Genomic DNA, 21808 nt, shown 5'->3' with positions numbered 1-21808 from the left:
CGCGTCGATCTTATGTCTTCGCTGTGAGGAGTGCTTCGTGGCCGTGGAACTGGTCAACCCGGACGGGCTGCCGAAACCCGAGGTGTACCGGCAGTTGTCGATTGCTACCGGATCGAGGCTGGTGTTCCTGGCGGGGCAGGTGGCTCGTGACGCTGAGGGGAACCCGGTCGGCGAGGGGGATCTGGCCGCCCAGGTCGAGCAGGCGTACCTCAACATCGCCACCGCCCTGGCTGGCATCGGCGGCTCGTTCGACGATGTGGCGAAGCTGACCGTCTACGTCGTCGACTGGTCCCCTGACAAGATGCCGTTGCTGGGTGAGGGCGTGGCCAGGGCGGCCGCGAAGCTGGGGGTTGACCCGGTCAAGCCGATCACTTTGCTGGGAGTCGCCGCGCTGGGTGAGCCCGACCTGCTGGTCGAGGTGGAGGCCACCGCCGTCATCGACTGACCACCTGCCCTCACCCGGCAAGCATGCATCGTCCCCAATGCCGGAAGCGGCGACGCAGCTGGCAGATCACCGCATCGACTGCGGACGGGGGTTTACCGGGCAGGCGGTGAGCGGTACTCGGACGGTCGCGCAGGCCCGCGTCCGCTTCGGCCCGCCACCTGTAGCCGGTCGCCCGTGAGTCGCCGAGTTCTTGACCACGACCTAGCTGGCACGGCGCAGGATGCGCCACAGGCCGACGGCCGCGAGCAGTGCGCTGAGGCCGAGATACAGCGTCAGTTCGATCCATTGGAACGGCCAGAAGCGTTGGTTGGGCTGGTAGGCGACGTCGACGTGGAGGTTGAGTTTGCCGAGGCATACGGCGGTGTCACCGAATGTGCCGGCGGCACCGGTCTTCGGGGCGTTGTCGAGGCACTGGTTGAAGGCGGCGTCGGAGAGTTGCCGACCGTCGGGTGTCAGGAGCTTGCTGGTGTCTGTGACCCAGGCGTCTGGTATCTCTATTCCGCCGATGATGGGCCCGCCGGTGATGCTGCCCAGCGTCCGGGCTTGGTTGATGGCGTCGGCGCTCATCGCTACGGTGACGCGTTTGGCGGGCATGTAGTGCGGTCGCAGCAGGTTCGGTACGGCGAGCTGCACCGCGATCACGGCCAGGAACACGATCGCCATCGCTGGTAGGGTGCGGCGTACCAACAGCCCGGTGACGGCGCCGAAGACGAAGCCGAAGGCGGCGTACCCGATGGGCGCGATACCGCGTGCGCCGAACAGGATCGCGCTGAACCGGTCGCCGGCCACCTGGTCGACCGGGCCCGCCGCCCAGGTCGACAGCGCGCTGAGGGTACCGGCGACGGCCATGCTGGCAAGTCCGAGCACCGTCAGCTTGACCGCGAGCCACCGGCGGCGGGTCACGCTTTGGTTCCACGCCAGCCGATGGGTGCCGGTCTCCAGTTCCCGGGCGACGAGGGGCGCGCCCCAGAACGCACCGATGAGCGCGGGTACCAGACCGAAACCGGCGGCGAGGAACAGCATCGTCTGCCCGTACCGGCTCGGAAGCTGGGATGTCTCGCGCACGGCGCGGATGTCCCCGCCGAGGCGAACCAGGTAGATCGCGGCCAGGACCAACAGGATCGCTCCGACGAGCGCCTGGATACGGAACTGCCGCAGGCTCATCCGGATCATCGCGGCACCACCGCAGACGATCCGCGTACTGCTTGCCGACGACCAGGCGATGATCCGTGGGGGCCTGCGGCTCATCCTCGAAGACCAGCCGGACATCAGCGTCATCGCCGAGGCGTCGGACGGTGTCGACGCGATCGCGCTGGCCCGCCAACTGCGTCCGGACGTCTGCCTGGTGGACATCCGGATGCCCCGGCTCGACGGCATCGAGGTGACCCGGGCGCTGGCCGGGCCGGGCGTACGCCACCCGATGCGGGTCATCGTGGTCACCACGTTCGACCTCGACGAGTACGTGTACGGGGCGCTGCGCGGCGGTGCGGTCGGCTTCATCCTCAAGGACGCTGGCCCAGCCCTGCTCGTCGAGGCGGTACGCGCGGCCCACAACGGTGATGCGCTGGTCTCCCCGTCGGTCACCGTGAGGCTACTGCGCCACCTGACCGCATCGGCGCCGGAGTCCGGCAAGTCGCTGCCGTCGTTGTCGGTTCGGGAGATCGAGGTGGTTCGGGAGATCGCGCGCGGCCGGACCAACCTGGAGATCGGGGCCGAACTGTTCATCTCCCTGAGTACCGTCAAGAGTCACGTGTCGACGATCCAGACGAAGCTCAGCCTGCGCAACCGCGTCGAGATCGCCGCATGGGCCTGGGAGAACCGGATCGTCGAAACAACGTGAAGGGTAGCCCGGCAAGTAGCAGCATCAGTCCGCCAACGCCGGGAGTGACCACGAGTTCGGCCGAGCCCCCGGTTCTCCGGTGGGTCTACCCGCGTGCCGGGGCCCCTTGCTCGTGGTCGGCTCTGTCTGCCAGCAGCGAGCGATGCAAGAAGCGGTGCCCGACTGGGTCGATGCCAGCCGCTGGACCTTCCCGCCCTTGACGACTCGGGCGAGGAATCCGAGTCCTCATCCTGCACGGGGGTCGGTGGATGGCGAGGGATCGTTAGAAAACGAAAACCAATGCCGTTAAGCTGTGGCCTCGACCCCTCGACGAAGGAGATCTCGTGGCCGTACCGAAGCGGAAGATGTCGCGGTCGAACACCCGGCACCGGCGGGCGCAGTGGAAGGCGAGCGTGCCGCAGCTGACGCCGTGCCCGTGTCCGCGCAAGGAGATGGTGCTTCCGCACCGCGCCTGCGCCCACTGCGGTCTGTACAAGGGCCGTCAGGTGGTGGACCAGCTGTGACGGGTCGGTTGCCGGTGACCGTGCTGTCCGGGTTCCTCGGCGCGGGCAAGATGAGTCTGCTCAACCATGTGCTGGCCAATCGGGACGGGCTGCGGGTGGCGGTGATCGTCAACGACATGAGCGAGGTCAACATCGACGCCGCGCTGCTCCGCGACGGCGGGGCGTTGTCGCGCACGGATGAGCGGCTGGTCGAGCTGACCAACGGCTGCATCTGCTGCACGCTGCGCGACGACCTGCTCGACGAGGTGACCCGGCTGGCCCGGCAGGGCCGCTTCGACTATCTGCTGATCGAGTCCAGCGGCATCTCCGAGCCGATGCCGGTCGCCGCGACGTTCGCCTTCGGCATCGAGGACGGGCAGGTGCTCGACGACCTGGCCCGGTTGGACACCACCGTCACGGTGGTCGACGCGGCGGGCCTGCTGGCGATGATCGAGGCGGGCGAGAGCCTCGAGGCGCACGGGTTGGCCGCGTACGAGAGCGACGACCGGAGCGTGGCCGATCTGCTGGTCGACCAGATCGAGTTCGCCGATGTGCTGGTGGTCAACAAGACCGACCTGATCGGCGCGGACGCCCTGGCGGTGGTAGAGGCGCTGCTGACCCGCCTCAACCCGGCCGCCCGACAGGTCCGGGCCGTGCACGGCCGGGTCGATCCGGTGGAGATCCTGCACACCGGCCGCTTCGACCTCAAGCGGGCGGAGACCGCGCCGGGCTGGGTGCAGGAGCTCAACGGCGGGCACGTGCCGGAGACGGAGGAGTATGGCATCTCCAGCATCGTGTTCCGCGACCACCGGCCGTTGCACCCCCAGCGACTGTGGGACCTGCTCACCGCCGGCCTGGACGGCTACGGGGTCGTACGATCGAAGGGCTTCCTGTGGCTGGCCAGCCGCCCGGACGTCCAGGCGCTGTGGTCACAGGCCGGCCCGTCGGGACGGTGCGACCCGGTCGGGGTGTCAACCGTAGTGTCGGGGGAGTGGCCAGAGGACCCCGACGAGCGGGCCGAGGTGGAGTCCCGCTGGCATCCGGTCTTCGGTGACCGACAGCAGGAGATCGTCTTCATCGGCGTGCACCTCGACAGCGACGGCCTGCGGGCGGCCCTCACGGCCTGCCTGCTCACCGACGTGGAGATCGCCGCCGGGGAGGGCGCCTGGCGGGCGCTGCCCGACCCGTTCCCCGACTGGGACCTCGGCGACCTGCACGACCATGCCGAGCCGGTCCCGGCGTGACGATGCCAAGCGTCCTCAACCTCGAAGACGTCGCGCGGTGGCGTCGCGACTGGGAGACGATGATGCGCCACTACCAGCCCGGCCGCGAAGAACTCCTCGCTGCCGGTCTCACCGCCGCTGAACAGGTCCACGGGCGCCCGCCAGGGCGGGTGCTCGACGTCGGTGGTGGGCCGGGCACCACCGCCGAGGCGGTCCTGCGGCGGTGGCCCGACGCGCGCGTCACCGTGCTGGACATCGACCCGGCCCTGCTGGCCCTGACCGACACCGCCCTACCGCAGGTGCGAACGGTCCGGGCCGACATCGGCTCACCCGGCTGGCTCACACCGGCCGGCGGTCCGTACGACGTGGTGCTGGCCCTGATGACCCTGCACTATCTGCCTGAGGGGCGGGTCCGTGACTGGTACGCCGAGGTCCGGCATCTGCTCGTCCCGGGTGGGGTGCTTCTGGTAGCCGATGCCATGCCGGACGCCCCCGCACCACGGCGGAGCAGCGGGACCGATCGCTGGACCGCATGGTGGGCCGCCCTGGCCGAGGAATTGGTGATGGCACCGCTGCTACGCGAGCGGACGACAGCGCTCAATGGCCTGTACGCGGCGGAGTTCGTGGCACCGGCGGACTGGCACCGCGAGGCGGCCCGGTGTGCCGGGTTTACCGACACGACGATGCCCCACCAGCGCGCCGGTCATGCCCTGATGGTGGTCCGCCGATGAGCATTGCGTCACTGCGGGGTGTCCGCGTGACCATCGCCTACTGCGGCGGCCACCGCTGCCGCGCGCTACGCCACCGCACCTTGCCGTAAGCACCCGACAGGCCGGACTGCCTCGCCTGAATGCGACGATGAGGGCTCGCGGTTTTGCGGCCTTGGTCGCCGAGGCGGTGGTGGTCGCCGGGCGGCGCTGGTGCCCGCGGCGGCGTCGGCTGCCGAGAAGGTGGTGCTGTGTCCAAGGGGCACACCGACGCGGCCGGTTGCTCGTCGGCGACTGCGTCGTCTGGCGGGACGAGCGGCGCCGGCACGCTGGTGGTGGCCACCGCGGGTGAGCCGGACACCCTCAACCCGGTGTTGAACTACGGCCCCGTCCGGCCCGCACCGGGTGAGGTCGTGGACGCCGGGGACCGGCTCGTGCTCGCGGCCAACGAGAAGTAGGGGGACGGCAAACCGAAGAACTCGGGTGTGGTGGTGGCGTTCGTCGCCGACGATAACGTGCGCGCGCAGCGGACGCGGGCCGGTGAGTCTGACGCGGCCGAGCTGGCGCCGAAACTCCGCCGACTCCAGGTACTCCACTGTCCCCGCCGGTCTCTGCGGCGCGGGCTGGGCCGCCGCCACTGCGGCCAGGCGTCGCAACCTGGCGCTGGCCACTTCACTCCGGACGCCTGGCGCTCCCTGGTCACGAGCCTGCGGCGGCACGGGCTCGACTGAGTGCCCTACCCTCCCGGGCATGTCTCTCGTCTCACCGCAGCAGCTCGCCCAGGAGCGCGTCGTCAGCGCGGACGCCATCCTCGGCGGTCAGGTCGACCTGCGGGCGTACCCGCACCGGCACCTCGTGGTCACCGCCAAGCACTCCTGGGGACGCAGCGGGTTCCGGCCGCTCATGGAGGCGGTCGAGCACCTGTCCAACTACGGCTGGGAGCTGGTCAACGTGACCAGCGTCGGCGACGGCCACCACCTGTACGCGGCCATGCGCCGCACGGCCTGAACCGCGAATCTCGGACAGTAGGAGGAGACAGGTGCCGCCTGCACGGTAGTCCTAGCGGGTCACGTCCTGCGGGGTGGAGAGCCCTGAGTCTCTGCTCGTCCGTTCAGTGTCGGGGGTTGGGGTTTGCAGTCATGGGTTGGTGAGTGTCGTTGCGGCGTGGGTGATTTTTGCCATCGGGGTGGGTGAGGTAGTCGTTGTCGGGGGCGGTACGGCGAAGCCGAGGACTTCCCGCCACCGTCGGCGCGGACTCCGGTGGCCACGACGATGGCCCGGCACACACCCCGCGTGTCGAGGCGGGCCTCGCAGTAGGTCGTGTCGAGCCGGTACGACGGCAAGCGTGGTCATGCTGCGAATCCGGCAGCGACCGTGAACCCGGCCCGGCTGCCGTGTAGCACCGGCACCTCAAACCCCGTTCGCCCTGGCGGCCGACACCATGAGGCGTACCGGGTTCGCGTCGGTGCCTACGCACAGCGGCGCCATTCGCGTACAAATGTGGCGAGAGGAGCGCGCTGTGCGGAAGAAGTTGCCAACGATCGGAAGCGAGGTGGCATCGGTGCTGCGCTGCCGGCCCTTTATGCTCTGCCTGCCTCCCGACCGCGAGGCCCTTTTCCGCTGTCATGAGGTGACTCGGCTATGCAGACACGACGTTTTGCCGCCACCATGCTCGCCGTGGCCATTGGCGTGGGACTCGGTGTCACCGGCTGCGGGCCGGCTACCTCGAAGGACGACAGTGGCGGCCCGCTGCCCACCTGCAGTCCCACCAATGCGAACGCGGCGGGACGGCAGGCCGAGGGGAAAGCGGAACTGACCTCCGCCGCCGGGTGGGTCACCGAGCAGACCGTTCGCGTCGCCACCGAGGATACGGAAACCACCGGCGGGGCAGTAACCCATGCACAGGAGCGCAGCGGGTCGGTGCACTTCAAATTCCGCAAGACTGACCGGACGATCCTCATCACGGTGTTCGGGGACGACGTCTACTTCAACATGCACAACGTCCCGGGGATCAGCTTCGGGACGAGCTACACGCTGTCCAGGTCTCAGGTGCCGGTGGGCAGCCGCCTTGACTTCGCGCCGGAAGACCCTGGCAACGTCAGCCGGCTCGTCAATGCGGTAGTGGTTGCACGCCGTGACGGCGCAGGCAAGGCCAGAGGGAAGAGTGGCTTCGCCGGTGAGCTCGACCTGATGGCCACCCCACACGCCGATGAGGCCCTCTGCCGGAAGTACGGCCGCAAGGTCCATGCCGTTCCGTTCACCGCGGCCACGGACGACCGGGGCCGACTGGTCGAGTTCGCCATCCAGATGAACGCCCTCGGACCCGAACTGGGCACCGCGCGCACGACCTGGCATCAGGTCGACGGACAAACCAGCCCACTAAAGCCAAGAAACATCGAACCGGCTGGCGACGTACTCGCCCTGCTCAAGGCGCTAGAGAGCTAGCGCCGTAAAGACTACTGAGCCTTTTTCCAAGATGATCTTGCAGCTCAGGGCGGGTGCGGCGAGCCCCGGGATCCATGAGAGGGAGGCTCCAGGTAAGACAGCAGTCGACCAAGATCCGACGCCCCGACCGGGAGCCTCGCCTGTGCTGTCTTACCCCTCCACGATCTCGCTGTCCAGCCGAACTCTGAACCTGACCTTATCCGCCAGCACTGTAACGAGCATCGATCCCGGTGGCGGCGTCTCGGTCCGGGCCGACAGGCACTGCTCGCCCTGGCCCACCTGCGCAACGGTGACCCCTACACCCGGCTCGCCGCCGGATTCGCCGTCGGTGTCGCCACTGCCTGGCGCTACGTGCAGGAAGCGATCATGCTGCTCGCAGCGGTCGCCGAGGATCTGGCCACGGTGATGCGGCGCGTCCGGCAACTGGCGTACGCGATCCTGGACGGCACGCTGATTCCGATCGACCGCGTGGCAGAGCAGAAGCCGTACTACTCCGGCAAGCACAAGAGGCATGGCGTGAACGTGCAGGTCATCGCCGCAGGCCGGCTCGTGTGGGCCTCACCAGCACTGCCGGGCTCAACCCACGACCTCACCGCCGCCCGCATCCACGGCATCATCGACGCGCTGACCAGCGCGGACGTGATGACCTTCGCCGACAAGGGATACCAGGGCGCTCGAGGCAACGTGCGCACGCCGTTCAAGCGGCGCCGCTTCCGGCCGAAGCTTTCGCGCCGGCAGAAGGCGGTCAACCGAGCGCACGCGAGGATCCGTGCTCGTGGCGAACGCGCCATCGCCACGCTCAAGACCTGGAAGATCCTGGCCAAGCTGCGCTGCTGCCCGCGCCGCGCCACGGCGATCGTGCAGGCCATCCTCGTCCTGCACCACGTCGCAGTCGAGCGCTAGCCAGAACCAAGAAGCTGAGCGGTGCCCGTGGTCATTCCGGCGTCCCTGTCCGTGCTGCTGTCAGGAGAATGCCGTTGAGGCCCTCCTCGAACAGCAGGTTGTCGTCCCATTGGGCGCCGTCGAGATGGCCAGAGGCGTTGAGAGTCGGATAGGCGTTGGCGTTCGCGGCGACATAGGCGCGGGCTGCGGCTCTCGCGTCAGGGTCCGCGGTCTGGTGCCACGTGGCTTCCGTGAGTGCGGCGCCGATGACGTAGTTGGCCAGCATTCGCGTGGCCACCGCAAGCTGGAGTCCGCGACAGCCGCCGCGCACCAGCGCCGATTGCAGGAACTCGGTACGGGCTAGAACGTTGGGCCCGAGCATCGGACGTCCGACCAGCCTTGGTGCCCAGGGATGGCCCAGCATGGCGCCGCGCCAGCCTCGGACGAGGACGCGGATGTCCTCTAGCCAGTTGTCACTCACGTCCGGGATTGGCACGTCGCCGAAGATCCGGTCAACGGCCAGGTCCAGGACGTCGTCCTTCGTCCTCACGTGCCAGTACAACGCGGTCGCTGTCACGTCGAGCTGCTGGGCAAGGCAGCGCATTGTCAGCCCCTCGATGCCGTGCTCGTCCAGCAAGGTCACCGCTGTGTCCACGATGCGCTCGAGGGTCAGCGGCGGTTTGCGCCGTGCACGCGAGGGCTCCGCACGTAGCCAAATCGGCGGTGGAATGCGGCTGTCCCGTCGCCCTGCCGAGGTTGTGATCGGCGCACCTGGCTCTGCGGTGGTCATGGAACCAACTCTAGTCCGGTGGACAGGCAACTTAACATCGGTAAGCTAGTCGAACGTACGAAGGTTGGCCTTGACGGTCGGCAAGGAGATCAGCCCATGCCTCTGCTGCGAGTCCACCTCGACAGCGACCGGAGCACTGCCCGTCGCGTCCTGCAACTGCATCAAGAGGGCAAGATCCATCACGAGTCGCGAGAAGCGGTTCGGGAACAGGTGTGGCGCCAGGGCCGCACCCCGGCCGGTGACCCGATCTTCGTCGGCATCACGAACGGCCGTCGCAACGTGCAACTGCTCTACGACGTCGAGGTCTACTCCGACACAGTCCCTTGAGCACCCGCCAAGCTCGTGCCAAGCAGACGGTGATGAAACGTCATAAAGGCCACCTGGGCTGGTGGAAGACGGAGGATGAAAACGGCTCACTGATTCAACGCCAAGGCCACTGAGGGCCACCGCAGGGACTCTGGTGGAACCAGGCACGACTGCCGGCGGTCCAACCTGACATGCGCGCGGTCGTCTCCCTCAGTTCCGTCCTGTTAGGCCTGTTCGTCGGCGCTCTCGTACTGCGTGCCGGCTGGGAGCTGCCGGTGCAGACCTCCTGCTCAGGTGACGTGTGCACGTCCCAGTCGTGGATCGACGTCGACTGGGACCGCGTCAACTGGGAACTGAAGCCAACCAGAATCGCCTGCTTCGAAGCCAACCCGGCCAGCCACGACGTCCTGATCGGGCCCGGCGACGTATGCGTACGGTCCCGCGGCGGCGACGTCATCGAACACCAGGCCACCTATGAAGAACTACGTGGAGAGATCCAGCAACGGCGCACCCGGGCACTTGCGTTCGCCGGCGTCGCGATCACGCTGCCAGCGATCCTCGTCGAGGTGTGGTGGCGGGGTCGCCGCAGGCCGGCACCGACGGCACACTGACTCCACGCTCCCCGCCCAGATCGCGGCTACCTGTTAGCTGGTGGTGCGACCGCAGCCCGGCCAGGCCTGGTCGAGGTGACCGGTGGGGTCGCCTCCATCGCGGCTGCCCACCGCAGGTTGGTGTGGCTCTCGTCTGGCGTGCGCCCCGCCGGTCACCGCGGCGGAGAGAGGCTCAAGAGGGGACTGCCCGGCTCAAGGTAGCGCTGCCCTCCCCGTCGACGAACACCGTCGGATCGAGGGAGGACGCGATGGCCCAGGTCATCATCGGCGTGGACCGGATAAGCGTTCCGTCATCATCGAATCATCAACGGAGAAGGCGCTCGTGCAGGGCCGGTTCGGCACCGACCGCGACGGCTACCAGGCTATGCTCGCCGCCGGCCGCCAGCACAAGGACCGCCTGTGGGCGGTCGAGGGCTGCAACGGCACAGCAGGCCCGCGCCCTGCTGGCCACCGTGCGCCCGCGAGACGTGGTCGGCAAGACCCGCCGCCGGCTGGCCTCCGAGCTGATCGACGAACTCGTCGTCATCGGCAAGAAGATCAAAGTCGCGAAACAGGAGCTCACCGATCTGGTCGACAGCACCGGAAGCCGGCTGATCGACCTGACCGGCATCGGCCCGTCCGGCGCCGCCCACCTGCTCGTCGACATCGCACGGTTCACCAGCCGCGCCCACTTCGCCTCGTGGCACGGCACCGCACCGATCGGCGCCTCGTCCGGCGACCAGAACCGGCACCGGCGCCTGTAGAACCGGGAACCGGCGCATCATCCGGGCACTGTGAGCATTGCTCCGCTTTGTGCGACTGGTGCGTCTTCAGCGCTCATCCGTGTTGCCGGACAGCAGGGTGTCGGAACTGGGCCTGGCGCTCTCGAGGTGGATGACGCGTTCGGCGAGCGCGGCCTCGGCGGGGTCGTGGCTGGCGATGACCACGGCCGCGCCGGTGGCGACGCGCTCGGCGACCAACTCGTGGACTCGTTGCCGGCTCTGTGTGTCGAGGGCGGCGGTCGGCTCGTCCAGGACGTAGATGTCGGCGTCCTGGACGAGCGCCTGCGCGATCAGTGTGCGCTGGCGCTGACCGCCGGAGAGTTCGCGGAGCCGCTGGCGGGCCAGGTGGGCGATGTCCAGCCGATGCATGATCTTCGCCACGTAGGCACGGTCGTCACGGTTCGGCCGGCGAAGCAGCGTGAACCGCCCGATCTGCACGCATTCGGCGACGGTCAGCGGCAGGGCGTCGATGTCGCTGGTGCGCTGCGGCAACAGAGCGAGGCGGGTGTCCGGGCGCCGGACGATGCGGCCTCGGGTGGGTTGTGTGACGCCCGCGAGTAGGTGGAGCAGCGTGCTCTTGCCGCTGCCGTTCGCGCCGGTCAGGGCCACCAGGGACCCGGACTCGACGCTCAGGTTCACGTCGTGCAGGACGGGCACATCAGCGTAGCGGAAAGCCACATGCTCGGCGGCCAGGAGAACGGAGCTCAACATATCCCCTTAACGGTAACGATTATCATTTGACTATAGTGGGTCGGGTGATGTCGTCCCTGGTCGAGCCGTTCACCGTGTCCTTCGTCGTTCGTGCCCTCGTTGGTGGCGTGCTGTTGGCTGCGGCGTGCGCGCTGGTCGGCGTGTGGGTGATTGCCCGGGGGATGACCTTCCTCGGTGAGGCGATGAGCCATGGCATGCTGCCGGGCGTGGCGATCGCCTCGATCGTCGGCGGGAACCTCGTCGTGGGGGCCACCGCCAGCGCTTTCGCCATGGCGGCCGGTGTCAACGCCCTGCGGCACAGCCGGGAGTTCGGGCGGGACACCAGCATCGGGCTGCTGTTCGTCGGGATGCTCTCGGTCGGGGTCATCGTCGTGTCGCACTCACGGTCGTTCGCGACCGACCTGACGGCGTTCCTGTTCGGCGACGTGCTCGCGATCCAGCGGCCCGACCTGCTGATGCTGGGTGTCGCCGTGGCCGTGGTCGCGGCGGTCACCGCCGTGTGCTACCGGCCGTTCCTGGCGTTGACCTTCGACCCGCGCAAGGCCCGGACGCTGGGCCTGCGGCCGGGTCTGGCCAACGCGGCGATGCTGGCGCTGCTGACCGTCACGATGGCGGTCGCTTTCAGCGTGGTCGGCACCCTGCTCGCCTTCGGCATGCTGATCGCGCCGTCGGCGGCGGCCATGCTCGTGGCGCGCCGGCTGCCCGCGGTGATGCTGGTCAGCTTCGTGATCGGCTCGGCCGCCGCCGTGATCGGCCTGTGGATTTCCTGGTACGCCGCGACCGCCGCCGGCGCCACGATCGCCGCCGTCGCCGTGCTGATCTTCTTCGTGATCCTCGGGGCGCGCCGGGTCACGACCGTGCTGGGTCGACCCCGCCCGCCGCTCGCCAACCCCTCACTGAAAGGAAACTCGTGATCGCCACCAATGCCAGGCGCCTCGCCGGTGCCGCCGCCCTCAGCGTCACGCTCGCTGTCAGCGGGTGCGGCTCGTCGGGTGACCCGCCGGACGTCGAGGAGACGCCCCACGGCTACGTCGCCGGTGCCGAGGAGTTGGCCGAGCCGCAGCCGGCCATCGCCTATGCGACCCGCGGGGCCCGGCGGCTGCACCTGCTCGACCTGACCTCCGGGTCGGAGAAGAAAGTGGGCCTGTCGCTCGGTGCGGAGCGCATCACCGAGGACGGTCGTTTCGTCTACGCCGGGGACGGTGACCGGGGAATCGAGATCGTCGACGCCGGAGTCTGGACCGTCGACCACGCCGACCACGTCCACTACTACCGGGCTCCGGCCCGTTCGGTCGGCACGCTCACCCTCGACGCACCGGTCGCCACGGTCGCCGGCCACGAGGCCCACACCACCATCGGTACGGCCGACGGGAAGGTCACCGTGCTCGACCGGCGGGAACTCGAAGCCGGCCGGGTCGCGAGGCTGACCACGATCGACTCCCGCAGCTCCACCGCGCTGGCCGTGCCGTACGCGGATCAGCTCCTCGTGGCCGTCGGCGGCGATCCGACTCGGCCGGCGGACCGCATCGTCGCGATGGACGAGCGCGGCGAACCGACCGGCGCTCTGGAGGTACCGTGCGCCGCGCCGCGCGGCTGGGCCGTCCTGCGCGGCGGTGCCGTCATCGCCTGCGAGGGCAGCCTCGTCCGCGTCAAGCTCGAGGGCGAGAAGCTCACCGCGAAGACCCTGCCCAGTCCACGGACTCCCGTCCCGGCGGAACCATTCGGGTACCGGCCGCGGAGCAACGAGGCGGCGGTCGCCGATCGTGGCGGGATCTGGTCGGTGAACGCCGCCAAGGCGACCCTGCGATACCTCCCGGTGCAGGGCCGGGAGCTGGTGGCGGCGGCGTCACCGGCGGACGGGAGCACGGTGCTCGCCCTCGACCGGTCCGGCGCGTTGGTCAGCTACGACCTGGAGACCGGGAAGGTGCTGGCGCAGAAGTCGGTGCCGGCCTCGAGTTTGACGCTGGACGCCGACCGTGCCTACCTGGCTGAGCCGGCCGCCCGGATCATCCACGAGATCGACTATCGCGACGGGCTGCGTACCGCCCGCACGCTGCGGGTCGCCGGGCGACCGGATTTGGCTGTGGAGGTCGGTCGATGAGGGCATCGAAGCTTCTGGCAGCGCTGGTCGGCGCTGCCGTGCTGCTGGTCGGGGGCGCCGCCTGCGCCTCGCCGCAGCGCACGCGCATCGTGGTGACCACGAACATCCTCGGGAACGTCGTCGCGGAGGTCGTCGGCGACCAGGCCGAGGTCAGCGTGCTGATGAAGCCGAACGCCGACCCGCACTCGTTCGCCATCTCGGCGCGGGAGGCGCATGCCATGCAGGCGGCCGACCTGGTCGTCTACAACGGTCTCGGCCTGGAGGAGGGCGTGCTGCACCACGTGGCGGCGGCGAAGTCCGAGGGCGTCCGCACCGTCGAGGTGGGCGCGCGGATCGATCCGATGGAGTACCGGGACGGCGACGCCGCCGGCCATCCGGATCCGCACTTCTGGACCGACCCCGGGCGCGTCGTCACCGCGGTGCGACTGCTCGCCGAGGAGATCATCACCCACGTCGACGGGGTCGACGCCGACGTAGTCCGTCAGCGCGCCGAGTCGTACGCCAATGACGTGAGCGAACTGGACGCGCAGCTGGCCGAGCGTTTCGCCGGGATCCCGGCGGAGCGGCGGGTCCTGGTCACCAACCACCACGTCTTCGGCTACCTCGCCGACCGCTACGACCTCCGCGTCGTCGGCGCCATCATCCCGAGTGGAACGACCCTGGCCTCGCCGAGCGCCGCCGACCTCGCCTCGCTGGTCACCGCCATCAAGACGCACCGGGTGCGGGCCATCTTCGCCGATACCGCGCAACCCGCACGCCTCGCCGACGTCCTCGCCGCCGAGGCCGGCATCACGGTACGCGTCATCGGGCTGCACTCCGAGTCGCTCAGCGACGCCGACGGCGACGCCGCCAGCTACCTGGACATGATGCGCTTCAACACCGAGGCCATCATCGGCGGCCTGAGCGGCTGACCCCCAGTCACACCCGCACGGGCACCGCCATGTATGTTTATTGAAAACGATTGTCAGATCCATTTTGGGAGGGATGCAGTGAACCGAAACACACGAAACGGGCTGGCCGCGCTGGTGGCAGCCTCGCTGGCGCTCACCGCCTGCGGTTCCGAGGCGACGAACGAGACCGGATCCCCCTCCGCGTCGTCGACCACCGCTTCGGTGAAGGAACCGGTGGTGATCACCTACGACGGCGGCATCCACGTGCTCGACGGCGAGACCCTCAAGGTGGCGCACACCGTCGCCCTGGACGGGTTCAACCGGGTCAACCCGGCCGGCGACGACACCGGAGTGATCGTCTCCACCGAGGCCGGCTTCCAGGTGCTCGACGCCGCCGCCGGCCGGATGACCGACATCACCTGGCCCGGCGCGAAGCCCGGCCACGTCGTGCTGCACGGCGGCCGCACCATCCTGTTCACCGACGGCACGGGCGAGGTGCACAGCTTCGCCTCCAAGGACCTCGCCGACGGCAAGCCCAGCGGACGGCAGTACAAGACGGCGCAGGCGCACCACGGCGTGGCGGTCGAGCTGGGCGACGGCACCCTCGTGGTCACCCTCGGCACCGAGGAATCGCGCTCCGGCGCGATCGCCCTCGACAAGGACGGCAAGGAGATCGCCCGCAGCGAGGAGTGCCCCGGCGTCCACGGTGAGGCCGTCGCCCAGGGCGAGGTCGTCGGGCTCGGCTGCGAGGACGGCATGTTGCTGTTCAAGAACGGCGCCTTCGTCAAGGTCAAGAGCGACCGGGCGTACAGCCGCATCGGTAATCAGGCCGGCAGCGAGGCCTCGCCGATCCTGCTCGGCGATTACAAGATCGAACCCGACGCCGAGTTGGAGAACCCGGGGCAGTTCGCGCTCATCGACACCGCCACCAACTCGCTCAAGGTCGTGCCGATGCCCGAGGGCGTCAGCTACAGCTTCCGCTCGCTGGGCCGCGGCCCCAAGGGTGAGGGCCTGATCCTCGGCACCGACGGCAAGCTGCATGTCATCGACCCCGCCACCGGTGCCATCACCAACGCGTGGCCCGTCGTCGGCGCCTGGAAGGAGCCGATGAAGTGGCAGGAGCCCCGCCCGGCCCTGTTCGTCCGCGATGACACCGCCTACGTCACCGAGCCCGCCACCAGGAAGGTGCACCGACTCAACCTCACCACCGGCAAGATCGTCGGCTCGGTGGAACTGCCCGCGGTCCCCAACGAGATCAGCGGAACGCTGTCTGCCCACTGAGCACCAGATGGAAGGAGCCCGGACTGCGGAAACGCGGTTCGGGTCCTTCCCTTCTCCGGGCCTGGCGGGTGTGACGGCCCCGAACGGTTGGCGCCGACGCTGCTCGCCGTTCCCTCGCGCTGTCGTTCGCGGTCAGCGGGCGCGGTAACTGCCACCGGCGAAGGTGCGGGTGGGGCGACCAGTGCCTCGACCGCCCACGAGCCGTCGGGCTGAGGCTATGAACGTTGGTTGCCGGTTGGTGATCCGCTGCTGCCGGTAGGCGTCGGAGGTGAGCCAGTCCAGGGAGCCGTGGGGTCTGTAGGTGTTGTACTCGATGCGCCAGTCTGGCCAGTATCTGGACCTCGAGAAGGGTGTCGAACTGCTCGCAGGTGAGGAACTCGTCGCGGAAGCGGCCGTTGAACGATTCGCGGATTCCGTTCTGCCACGGTGATGCGGGGTCGATGTAGGCGGGGCGACGCCGGTGTAGCGCACCAGTCGGTCAACGCTCGTGCGGTCAGTTCGGGGCCGTTGTCCATGCGGAGGTGCTCCGGCCGCCGACCGAGCCGGGCGATCAGCTCACCGACGAAGAGGGCTGGCTGATGTGTCACTGCTGGGTGTTCGAGGGCACCGGATGGCGGTCCGGAACGGAAGCGGCGAGGCCCGGTATCCGTCTGCCGACAACCACATAGATGACAACGCTGGCCAGGGCAAACGAGCCGACGCCGAGGAACATGGTGGTGGCTCCGTAAGCAGCAAGGAGCAGCCCGCCGGTGAAGGGGCCGATGAAGACACCGATCTGGGCGAAGGTCTGGGCACCGAAGTAGGCACCACGGCTCTCTTCCGGCGCGATGCGGTCGATGATGGCGAACTCGGCCGGGTAGATGAGGATCTCGCCCAGCGAGAACACCACCATCGCAGCGACGAACTGCCAGAGCCCGTCCGCCACGGCGAAGCCCGCCATGCCGGTGACGGTCAGCAGACCTCCGACGGTGATCGACGTGACGGGATTGCGTTTCTCCATGAACCGGGAGACGAACACCTGCAGGACCACCACGGTTATCGCGTTGGCAGCGAGCACGTACCCCAGGATGGTGACGCCGTCGGTGAACCCGACGGACAGGTGCTGGGCGAGTAGGGACGAGATCCGGCCGTGCACAGCCTCCAGCAGTAGTCCGGCGAGGACGAGGAACAGCAGCCTGCGGTCGACCGCCACGATCCGCGCGCTGCCTGCCAGTCCTCGCAGCGCACTGCCGAAGTGTTGCTTCGCCGCGTCACTGGTGGCCGTCGCGGCGGTGGCGGCGGCAGGAGCCAGCAGCAGAACCACGGCTAGGCCGATCAGGTAGATGCCGTATCCCAGAGCGCCGACGAGGAACGCGAGCCGTCCGCCGGCCAGACCGACCGCCGCGCCGGCGACCGGTCCGACAGCGTAGCCGATGTTGGTGGCCACGTACTGGTAGGAGAACGTCTTCGCCCGGCGTTCCCGTGGGAGCAGGTCGCTGAGCAGGGCTTTGCCCACCGGGGCGAAGACTCCGCTGCTCAACGCCAACGTCGCGTTGCAGGCGAAGACCGTCGTCGCGCTGTCGGCGATGTAGAGGCCGATGAAGGAGCCGATCACACCGACCAGGGAGACCAGCAGCAGCCGGGCACGCCCGAGGACATCCGACAACGAACCACCGACGAACCCGGCGAAGATCGAGAAGAACACCGACGAGCCGATGATGAACCCGATCAGACCCGGTGGGAGGCCGACGCCCGTGCGCAGGAACACGGCCAGGAACGGGATGGTGACGGAGTTGGCGAGGCTCATGATGCCGGCGCCGATTATCAGCACCCGAGCGAGTACCGACAAGGGCACGGCGGTCGTGGTGGGGGTCATCGCGCTGTCGTAGCCCTTCCAGGTTTCGGATATCTCGGTGTCATGCCGCAGCGTCGTAGTCGTCGAGGAACCGGTGCTGGTCAGCTCTGCGGCGCCGGGCGGCCGGGGGTCAGCAGACCGGCGATGACGGCGGCGCCGGCTGCGGCTAGCGCCGCCACGAGGAATCCGTCGCGGAAGCCGTCGAGGCTGTCGCCCACGAGGCTGACGGCGGCGACGCTGGAGACGACGGCGGCGCCCACCGAGGCGCCGAACTCGTGGAAGGTACTCACGATGCCCGAGGCGATGCCGGCTTCCTGCGGGGCGACCTGTCCCAGGGCGGTGGCCGAGGCGATGACGAACAGGGCGCCGGTCCCCGCGCCGGCTACCGCGATACCGACGGTGACGGCGACCGGCTGCATCGTCAGGGCGGGGACCGCCATGCCGGCCGCTGTGATCAGCAATGCCACAACGGCGAGCGAGCGGGCCCCGAACCGGGCGATGATCCGTCCGGTCAGGTTCGCGCCCAGCATCGTCGCCACCGCGACCGGCAGGAACAGCAGCCCGGTGCGCAGGGCGCCGTAGCCGCGGGTTTGCTGGAAGTAGAAGGTGCCGAGGAAGAAGACGGCCACCATCAGTGCCGTCGCCATCAGGATGAGGAACGCCCCAGTCGTGACTGGGCGCCGGGCCAGCAGAGAGACGTCCATCAACGGAGAACGTCCGCGCTTCTGCCAGGCCGCGAACGCCGCGTAGCCGACCACGGCGAGCAGCACGAGCCCGCCGGTGACGGCGGTCAGCCAGCCATCGTCGCCAGCACGAACAAGCGCGTAGATCAGGACGGCCGACGAGCCGGTGACCAGCACCGCGCCCAGAGCGTCCAACCGCGGTCGCGGTTGCATCCCTGTGGTGGCAGGCAGCATGACGGCGAGCGCGACGGCGATCAGCAGACCGATGGGGACGTTGATGAAGAACACCCAGGGCCAGCCAGGGCCGGCCGTAATCAGGCCGCCGAGAAGAACGCCCAACGCTGCGCCGCCGCCGCCGAGCGCGGCCCACACCCCGAGAGCCCTGTTGCGCTCGTCGCCGGAGAACAGATTCACCACCAGCGACAGCGCCGCCGGCGACAGCAGCGCCGCGCCGACGCCCTGCGCGATGCGGCCGCCCACCACCATGTCAGCGGAGCCGGCCAGGCCGGTCACCAAGGACGCCCCGGTGAAGACCAGCAAGCCGGTCAACACCACCCGCTTGGCGCCGACCAGATCGGCGATGCGTCCGCCGAGCAGCATCAGCCCACCGAAGGTGAGGGTGTAGGCGCTCACCGTCCACGTCACCACGGCCCGGCTCAGTCCGAGGTCGGTCTCCATGTGCGGCAGTGCGATCGCGACCACGGTGACGTCCAGGATGAGCATCAGCTGGGCGATACCGAGGAAGGCGAGGATCCGCCAGCGCAGCGGATGCTGTGTTGTCTTCTCGTGTATGTCGTGCGTGGTCATGACACCCTCCACGGAACTCGTATACGACCGTACGACTTGCAACGGAGAGGCTAACTCGTACATTCCCGTACGAGCTAAAGTGGTGGCATGGTTCCTGCCGACACGCGTCCTCGACGGCGCGCCGATGCCGAGCGCAGCATCGCGCGCATCGTGTCCGCCGCCCGCGACTGCCTCAGCCGCGATCCGGACGCGACCGTCGAGGACATCGCGAAGGCCGCCGGTGTGGGCCGGATGACCGTCTACGGACACTTCCGGACCCGGCCCGAGCTGGTGGAGGCAGCCCTGACCGATGCCTTGCAGGCCGGCGAGCAGAGGCTCGTCGGTGTCGACCTGGACGGTGACGCCCGGCAGGCGATGAACCGGCTGCTGGCATCCAGCTGGTCACTGGTCGCCGAGTCCGCTGCGCTGCTGACCGCGGCGCAGGCGGTCCTGCCCGCCGGGCGCCTGCGCGAACTGCACACCGGCGCGGCCGACCGGCTGGAGCAACTCGTCCGCCGCGGCCAGCAACAGGGCGTGTTTCGGACCGATCTGCCGATCACCTGGCTGGTCAACGCGGTGCACTACCTGCTCAACGGCGCTGCCGAGGAGACCCGCCTCGGCCGTCTCGACCCTTCGAGCGCCGCGAACGTCGTCACTGCCACGGTGCAGTCGCTTCTCGCGACACCACCAGCGAACGACACGCAGCCGCAACCCTGAGGCCGCTACGGCAGTGGCCGGCGTCGTCAGCGTGGCGCCTCCTTGCAGTCTGCAGCTGCGGTGGCAACTTTCTGCGGGTGACTGCTGAAGGTCAGCCGTGGTGACGGGTGTGTTCGCCGGCCGGGGTGCAGTGGGACGGACCGGGCTGCGGTGCGTCGTCCCCAGCGCCGCGCAGTGCGGGACCGATCACCAGGGTTGACCCGGCGAGCATGGCCGCGAACAGCAGCACCGCGACGCCAAGCGCCCGCCGCGTGTCGAACCGACGCCGCAGTCGTATCAGCATCGGTGCCATCGTGGCCAGCCCGAGCACGGCGAACGCGGTGCCACCGAGCCCGGCCAGCAATGCTGTGCCGGCGAGCAGACCGACGTGATGCAACAGGTGCGGAGCCAAGCCCATCGCCGCCCCGAGCACCGCGCCGACGCTCCACCGTCCGGCGCGGCGCCGCGCTTTCCGTGGCACCCGCCGACGAGGCGTCACGGAAGTACCGCCTCAGTGCCGGGCGGGTAGTGCCATACCAGCCGCGGCTCCGGCTCGCCGCGGGGATTGCGGTAGGTGTCGTAGCGCACCGGCCCGTCGCGGTGCAAGCCCACAGCGGTGCCGATCGTATCCACGTACGCCTCCGACCAAGGGAGCACGGTCCGGGACACGGGGGAGCAGGTGTTCGCCACGCTGGCTAACCGCCGGCGCGGCAGCTGCTCGCTCCACCGCCGATCGCGGTCGTCCGCCCAGGCGTGTGCACCCGGGCGCCGGGCTGCACGGAGAAGGCCCGCCTATACCCGGGAAGTAGGGGGTCAGGTTCCGGCCGGCCCGCGACTGCAGGTACACCCCGTCCTGCTCGCGGAAGGCGAGGTGCAGGTCGGGTGCCGCAGATCGCGCTGGTGGTGATCGTACGATCGAATCTGTCGTGATATGGATCTTGGGTGCCGGAACATCCTCGAGGCTAATGCCCTCGATCCCGTGCCATGTCAATGCCTTCACGTACTCACTTCTCGGGCAGGGAAGTCCCTCGGTTCGGGCGACCGATGGCACCGACCAGGCGCTCCTCAGGACAGTCTCCTCATCGCCAGTGCGGCGGCCGCGAGGGGAAAGAGTGCCACCACAAGCATGGACAGCGCGGGTCCGCTCTGGTGTGCCAGCGCCGCCGCCAACGCTGACCCGGCGGCACCGCCCACGAAGCAGGTGAGGTTGAGCAGGCCGAGGCCCGATCCGCGCAGCGACGGGGGCAACTTTGCGGACAGCAGTCCGGTCAGGGTTACCTGGGTGACGGCGAACGCGGCAAGGACCGCCCACGCAGCGATCACCGCGGTCCAGGCAGCCCCGCTCGCGGCGCTGAAGAGGGCGAGGCCGGCGGCCGCGGCGCACCCGGCCAGCAGCCGGCGTTGGGCCCGGCTGTCGAGGCGCCCGATGATCCGCGACAGCGCAGCGCCCAGCGCGGCACCGGGCAGCAGGACCACCCCGACGGTGAGGGCGTCCCAGCCGTGCGCGTTCGTCAGCAACTGTGGCGCCGCGTACATGGTGGCGAACAGCCCGCCGAAGGTGCCGACGCCGATGGTGGTGGCGGTCCAGAACGTGCTGTCGGCCACGATCTGCCGCGCGAGGAAACCGGAGGGGTGACGCGCCGACCAGCGGGTCAGCAGAACCGTGGCGGCGCAGGCCATCATGGCGAGGGCGCAGACCACGGCCCAGTGCAGATGCAGCGTGCCCGCCTGGATCAACACGACGATTGGGCACACCACGATGGTGACCAGGAGCGCGCCGACCACGTCGAATCGTCGTCGGGCAGTGACGCGCTCCGCCAAAGGCAGGCAGAAGGGCACCGCAGCCACCGACAGTAGGGGGAGGATCAGGGCGAGACGCCAGGACCACCAGGCGGTGACGACACCACCGGCCAGCGTGGCCGTCGCGGCGAATGCCGCGATCACCATGCCGTAGGTGGCCAGTACCCGAGGTCGGTACGCCGGCGAGACGGCGGCCAGCAGGGCGCCGGCACTTGCGGCCGCAGCACCGGAGCCGGCGGCAAGCAGCAGCCGACCGGCGACGACAACGCCCAGTTCGGGCGCCCACAGACAGGCGAGGGCGCCGATCACCAGCAACAGCGAGCCGGCGCGAAGCACGGGACGGATGCCGTACGTGTCCGCCAGCCGCCCTGCTACCGCCGTGCCGAGGCCGAGTGCCAGCGCGTGGGCGGTGAGCACCCAGGCGACCGCATCCGGCGCCGCACCCAGTGCCGCGCCGACGCGGGGCAGGGCCACCCCGGCGGCGGTGACGCCGAACACGACAGGGCCGAAGAGCAGACCCACCCGTAGCGCGGT

Annotated in this window: 25 protein-coding genes and 1 pseudogene; 17 read left to right on the top strand and 9 right to left on the bottom strand. The window is 69.2% G+C overall.

Features of this window, described 5'->3' with window-relative positions:
* Window positions 1-37: 37 nt before the first annotated feature.
* Complete coding sequence (locus ACSNOB_RS05100) at window positions 38-445, top strand: RidA family protein (protein ID WP_436685392.1); 408 nt, start codon at window positions 38-40, stop codon at window positions 443-445.
* 201 nt (window positions 446-646) lie between these two features.
* Here ACSNOB_RS05100 and ACSNOB_RS05095 read toward each other — a convergent pair whose 3' ends face one another.
* Window positions 647-1618, bottom strand: a complete 972-nt coding sequence (locus ACSNOB_RS05095; RefSeq protein ID WP_436685391.1) for an ABC transporter permease subunit — start codon at window positions 1616-1618, stop codon at window positions 647-649.
* On the opposite strand from ACSNOB_RS05095, the gene ACSNOB_RS05090 reads away from it, so the two are divergent.
* The 8 genes and pseudogenes from ACSNOB_RS05090 (at window position 1617) to ACSNOB_RS05055 (ending at window position 8045) form a co-directional block, all read left to right on the top strand.
* The gene (locus tag ACSNOB_RS05090) at window positions 1617-2285 is read left to right on the top strand and encodes a response regulator (RefSeq protein ID WP_436685412.1); all 669 of its coding nucleotides are present in this window, start codon (window positions 1617-1619) and stop codon (window positions 2283-2285) included. The genes ACSNOB_RS05095 and ACSNOB_RS05090 overlap by 2 nt on opposite strands.
* Window positions 2286-2608: 323 nt before the next feature.
* Window positions 2609-2788, top strand: coding sequence for a 50S ribosomal protein L32 (gene rpmF, locus ACSNOB_RS05085; protein ID WP_436685389.1), 180 nt, complete (start codon window positions 2609-2611; stop codon window positions 2786-2788).
* The gene (locus tag ACSNOB_RS05080; RefSeq protein WP_436685387.1) at window positions 2785-4011 is read left to right on the top strand and encodes a GTP-binding protein; all 1227 of its coding nucleotides are present in this window, start codon (window positions 2785-2787) and stop codon (window positions 4009-4011) included. The genes rpmF and ACSNOB_RS05080 overlap by 4 nt, the downstream gene beginning before the upstream one ends.
* 2 nt (window positions 4012-4013) lie before the next feature.
* Complete coding sequence (locus ACSNOB_RS05075; protein ID WP_436685411.1) at window positions 4014-4721, top strand: class I SAM-dependent methyltransferase; 708 nt, start codon at window positions 4014-4016, stop codon at window positions 4719-4721.
* A gap of 227 nt (window positions 4722-4948) precedes the next feature.
* On the top strand, window positions 4949-5155 hold the full coding sequence (locus ACSNOB_RS05070; RefSeq protein ID WP_436685386.1) for a hypothetical protein: 207 nt from the start codon (window positions 4949-4951) through the stop codon (window positions 5153-5155).
* Between the two features lie 292 nt (window positions 5156-5447).
* Window positions 5448-5705, top strand: coding sequence for a hypothetical protein (locus tag ACSNOB_RS05065; protein WP_254341126.1), 258 nt, complete (start codon window positions 5448-5450; stop codon window positions 5703-5705).
* A gap of 633 nt (window positions 5706-6338) precedes the next feature.
* Complete coding sequence (locus ACSNOB_RS05060; protein ID WP_436685384.1) at window positions 6339-7142, top strand: hypothetical protein; 804 nt, start codon at window positions 6339-6341, stop codon at window positions 7140-7142.
* A gap of 142 nt (window positions 7143-7284) precedes the next feature.
* Window positions 7285-8045: pseudogene (locus ACSNOB_RS05055) on the top strand (transposase family protein).
* 31 nt (window positions 8046-8076) lie between these two features.
* On the opposite strand, the gene ACSNOB_RS05050 reads toward ACSNOB_RS05055, so the two are convergent.
* Window positions 8077-8814 carry a TetR/AcrR family transcriptional regulator gene (locus ACSNOB_RS05050; protein ID WP_436685383.1) on the bottom strand — a complete coding sequence of 246 codons (738 nt, stop codon included), beginning with the start codon at window positions 8812-8814 and terminating at the stop codon, window positions 8077-8079.
* 96 nt (window positions 8815-8910) lie between these two features.
* Here ACSNOB_RS05050 and ACSNOB_RS05045 point away from each other — a divergent pair, with 96 nt between their 5' ends.
* The 3 genes from ACSNOB_RS05045 to ACSNOB_RS05035 all read left to right on the top strand — a co-directional run bounded on the left by ACSNOB_RS05045 (window position 8911) and on the right by ACSNOB_RS05035 (window position 10474).
* A complete protein-coding gene (locus ACSNOB_RS05045) occupies window positions 8911-9141 on the top strand; it encodes a hypothetical protein (protein WP_436685382.1) in 231 nt (76 codons plus the stop codon).
* A gap of 170 nt (window positions 9142-9311) precedes the next feature.
* Complete coding sequence (locus ACSNOB_RS05040; RefSeq protein ID WP_436685381.1) at window positions 9312-9731, top strand: hypothetical protein; 420 nt, start codon at window positions 9312-9314, stop codon at window positions 9729-9731.
* A gap of 248 nt (window positions 9732-9979) precedes the next feature.
* Window positions 9980-10474 (top strand): transposase, encoded by a 495-nt coding sequence (locus ACSNOB_RS05035; protein WP_436685380.1) that lies wholly within the window; start codon window positions 9980-9982, stop codon window positions 10472-10474.
* A gap of 66 nt (window positions 10475-10540) precedes the next feature.
* On the opposite strand, the gene aztA is transcribed toward ACSNOB_RS05035, so the two are convergent.
* A complete protein-coding gene (aztA, locus tag ACSNOB_RS05030) occupies window positions 10541-11203 on the bottom strand; it encodes a zinc ABC transporter ATP-binding protein AztA (protein WP_436685379.1) in 663 nt (220 codons plus the stop codon).
* Window positions 11204-11250: 47 nt separating this feature from the next.
* On the opposite strand from aztA, the gene aztB reads away from it, so the two are divergent.
* Genes aztB through aztC form a run of 3 tightly spaced genes read left to right on the top strand, consistent with a single transcriptional unit; the run spans window position 11251 to window position 14215 of the window.
* Window positions 11251-12117, top strand: a complete 867-nt coding sequence (aztB, locus tag ACSNOB_RS05025) for a zinc ABC transporter permease AztB (RefSeq protein ID WP_436685410.1) — start codon at window positions 11251-11253, stop codon at window positions 12115-12117.
* Window positions 12114-13304 carry a hypothetical protein gene (locus ACSNOB_RS05020; protein WP_436685378.1) on the top strand — a complete coding sequence of 397 codons (1191 nt, stop codon included), beginning with the start codon at window positions 12114-12116 and terminating at the stop codon, window positions 13302-13304. Before aztB ends, ACSNOB_RS05020 begins: the two co-directional genes overlap by 4 nt.
* The gene (gene aztC, locus ACSNOB_RS05015; RefSeq protein ID WP_436685377.1) at window positions 13301-14215 is read left to right on the top strand and encodes a zinc ABC transporter substrate-binding protein AztC; all 915 of its coding nucleotides are present in this window, start codon (window positions 13301-13303) and stop codon (window positions 14213-14215) included. The genes ACSNOB_RS05020 and aztC overlap by 4 nt, the downstream gene beginning before the upstream one ends.
* A gap of 53 nt (window positions 14216-14268) precedes the next feature.
* On the opposite strand, the gene ACSNOB_RS05010 is transcribed toward aztC, so the two are convergent.
* Window positions 14269-14439 carry a hypothetical protein gene (locus ACSNOB_RS05010; RefSeq protein ID WP_436685376.1) on the bottom strand — a complete coding sequence of 57 codons (171 nt, stop codon included), beginning with the start codon at window positions 14437-14439 and terminating at the stop codon, window positions 14269-14271.
* Here ACSNOB_RS05010 and aztD point away from each other — a divergent pair.
* Window positions 14432-15475: a zinc metallochaperone AztD gene (gene aztD / locus ACSNOB_RS05005; RefSeq protein WP_436685375.1), complete on the top strand. Its 1044-nt coding sequence runs from the start codon at window positions 14432-14434 to the stop codon at window positions 15473-15475. The genes ACSNOB_RS05010 and aztD overlap by 8 nt on opposite strands.
* Here the strand turns inward: aztD and ACSNOB_RS05000 are convergent.
* From ACSNOB_RS05000 to ACSNOB_RS04990, 3 genes are all read right to left on the bottom strand, one after another.
* Window positions 15450-15917: an integrase core domain-containing protein gene (locus tag ACSNOB_RS05000; RefSeq protein ID WP_436685408.1), complete on the bottom strand. Its 468-nt coding sequence runs from the start codon at window positions 15915-15917 to the stop codon at window positions 15450-15452. The genes aztD and ACSNOB_RS05000 overlap by 26 nt on opposite strands.
* Window positions 15918-16058: 141 nt before the next feature.
* Entirely contained in the window at window positions 16059-17330 is a 1272-nt protein-coding gene (locus tag ACSNOB_RS04995; protein WP_436685374.1) for an MFS transporter, read from the bottom strand.
* Window positions 17331-17410: 80 nt separating this feature from the next.
* The gene (locus ACSNOB_RS04990; RefSeq protein WP_436685373.1) at window positions 17411-18799 is read right to left on the bottom strand and encodes an MFS transporter; all 1389 of its coding nucleotides are present in this window, start codon (window positions 18797-18799) and stop codon (window positions 17411-17413) included.
* Between the two features lie 87 nt (window positions 18800-18886).
* Between ACSNOB_RS04990 and ACSNOB_RS04985 the strand changes: the two genes are divergently transcribed.
* Complete coding sequence (locus ACSNOB_RS04985; RefSeq protein WP_436685372.1) at window positions 18887-19495, top strand: TetR/AcrR family transcriptional regulator; 609 nt, start codon at window positions 18887-18889, stop codon at window positions 19493-19495.
* A 91-nt stretch (window positions 19496-19586) separates the two neighbouring features.
* Here ACSNOB_RS04985 and ACSNOB_RS04980 read toward each other — a convergent pair whose 3' ends face one another.
* Both ACSNOB_RS04980 and ACSNOB_RS04975 read right to left on the bottom strand, forming a co-directional pair.
* Window positions 19587-19907 carry a hypothetical protein gene (locus tag ACSNOB_RS04980; protein WP_436685371.1) on the bottom strand — a complete coding sequence of 107 codons (321 nt, stop codon included), beginning with the start codon at window positions 19905-19907 and terminating at the stop codon, window positions 19587-19589.
* A gap of 632 nt (window positions 19908-20539) precedes the next feature.
* On the bottom strand, window positions 20540-21796 hold the full coding sequence (locus ACSNOB_RS04975; RefSeq protein WP_436685370.1) for an MFS transporter: 1257 nt from the start codon (window positions 21794-21796) through the stop codon (window positions 20540-20542).
* Between the last annotated feature and the right edge of the window lie 12 nt (window positions 21797-21808).

This window comes from Micromonospora sp. URMC 106 (assembly GCF_051386395.1).
In the GTDB taxonomy this organism is placed as follows: domain Bacteria; phylum Actinomycetota; class Actinomycetes; order Mycobacteriales; family Micromonosporaceae; genus Micromonospora.
Note: the sequence above shows the minus strand (reverse complement) of the source record. Positions and strands in the feature narration are given on the sequence as shown.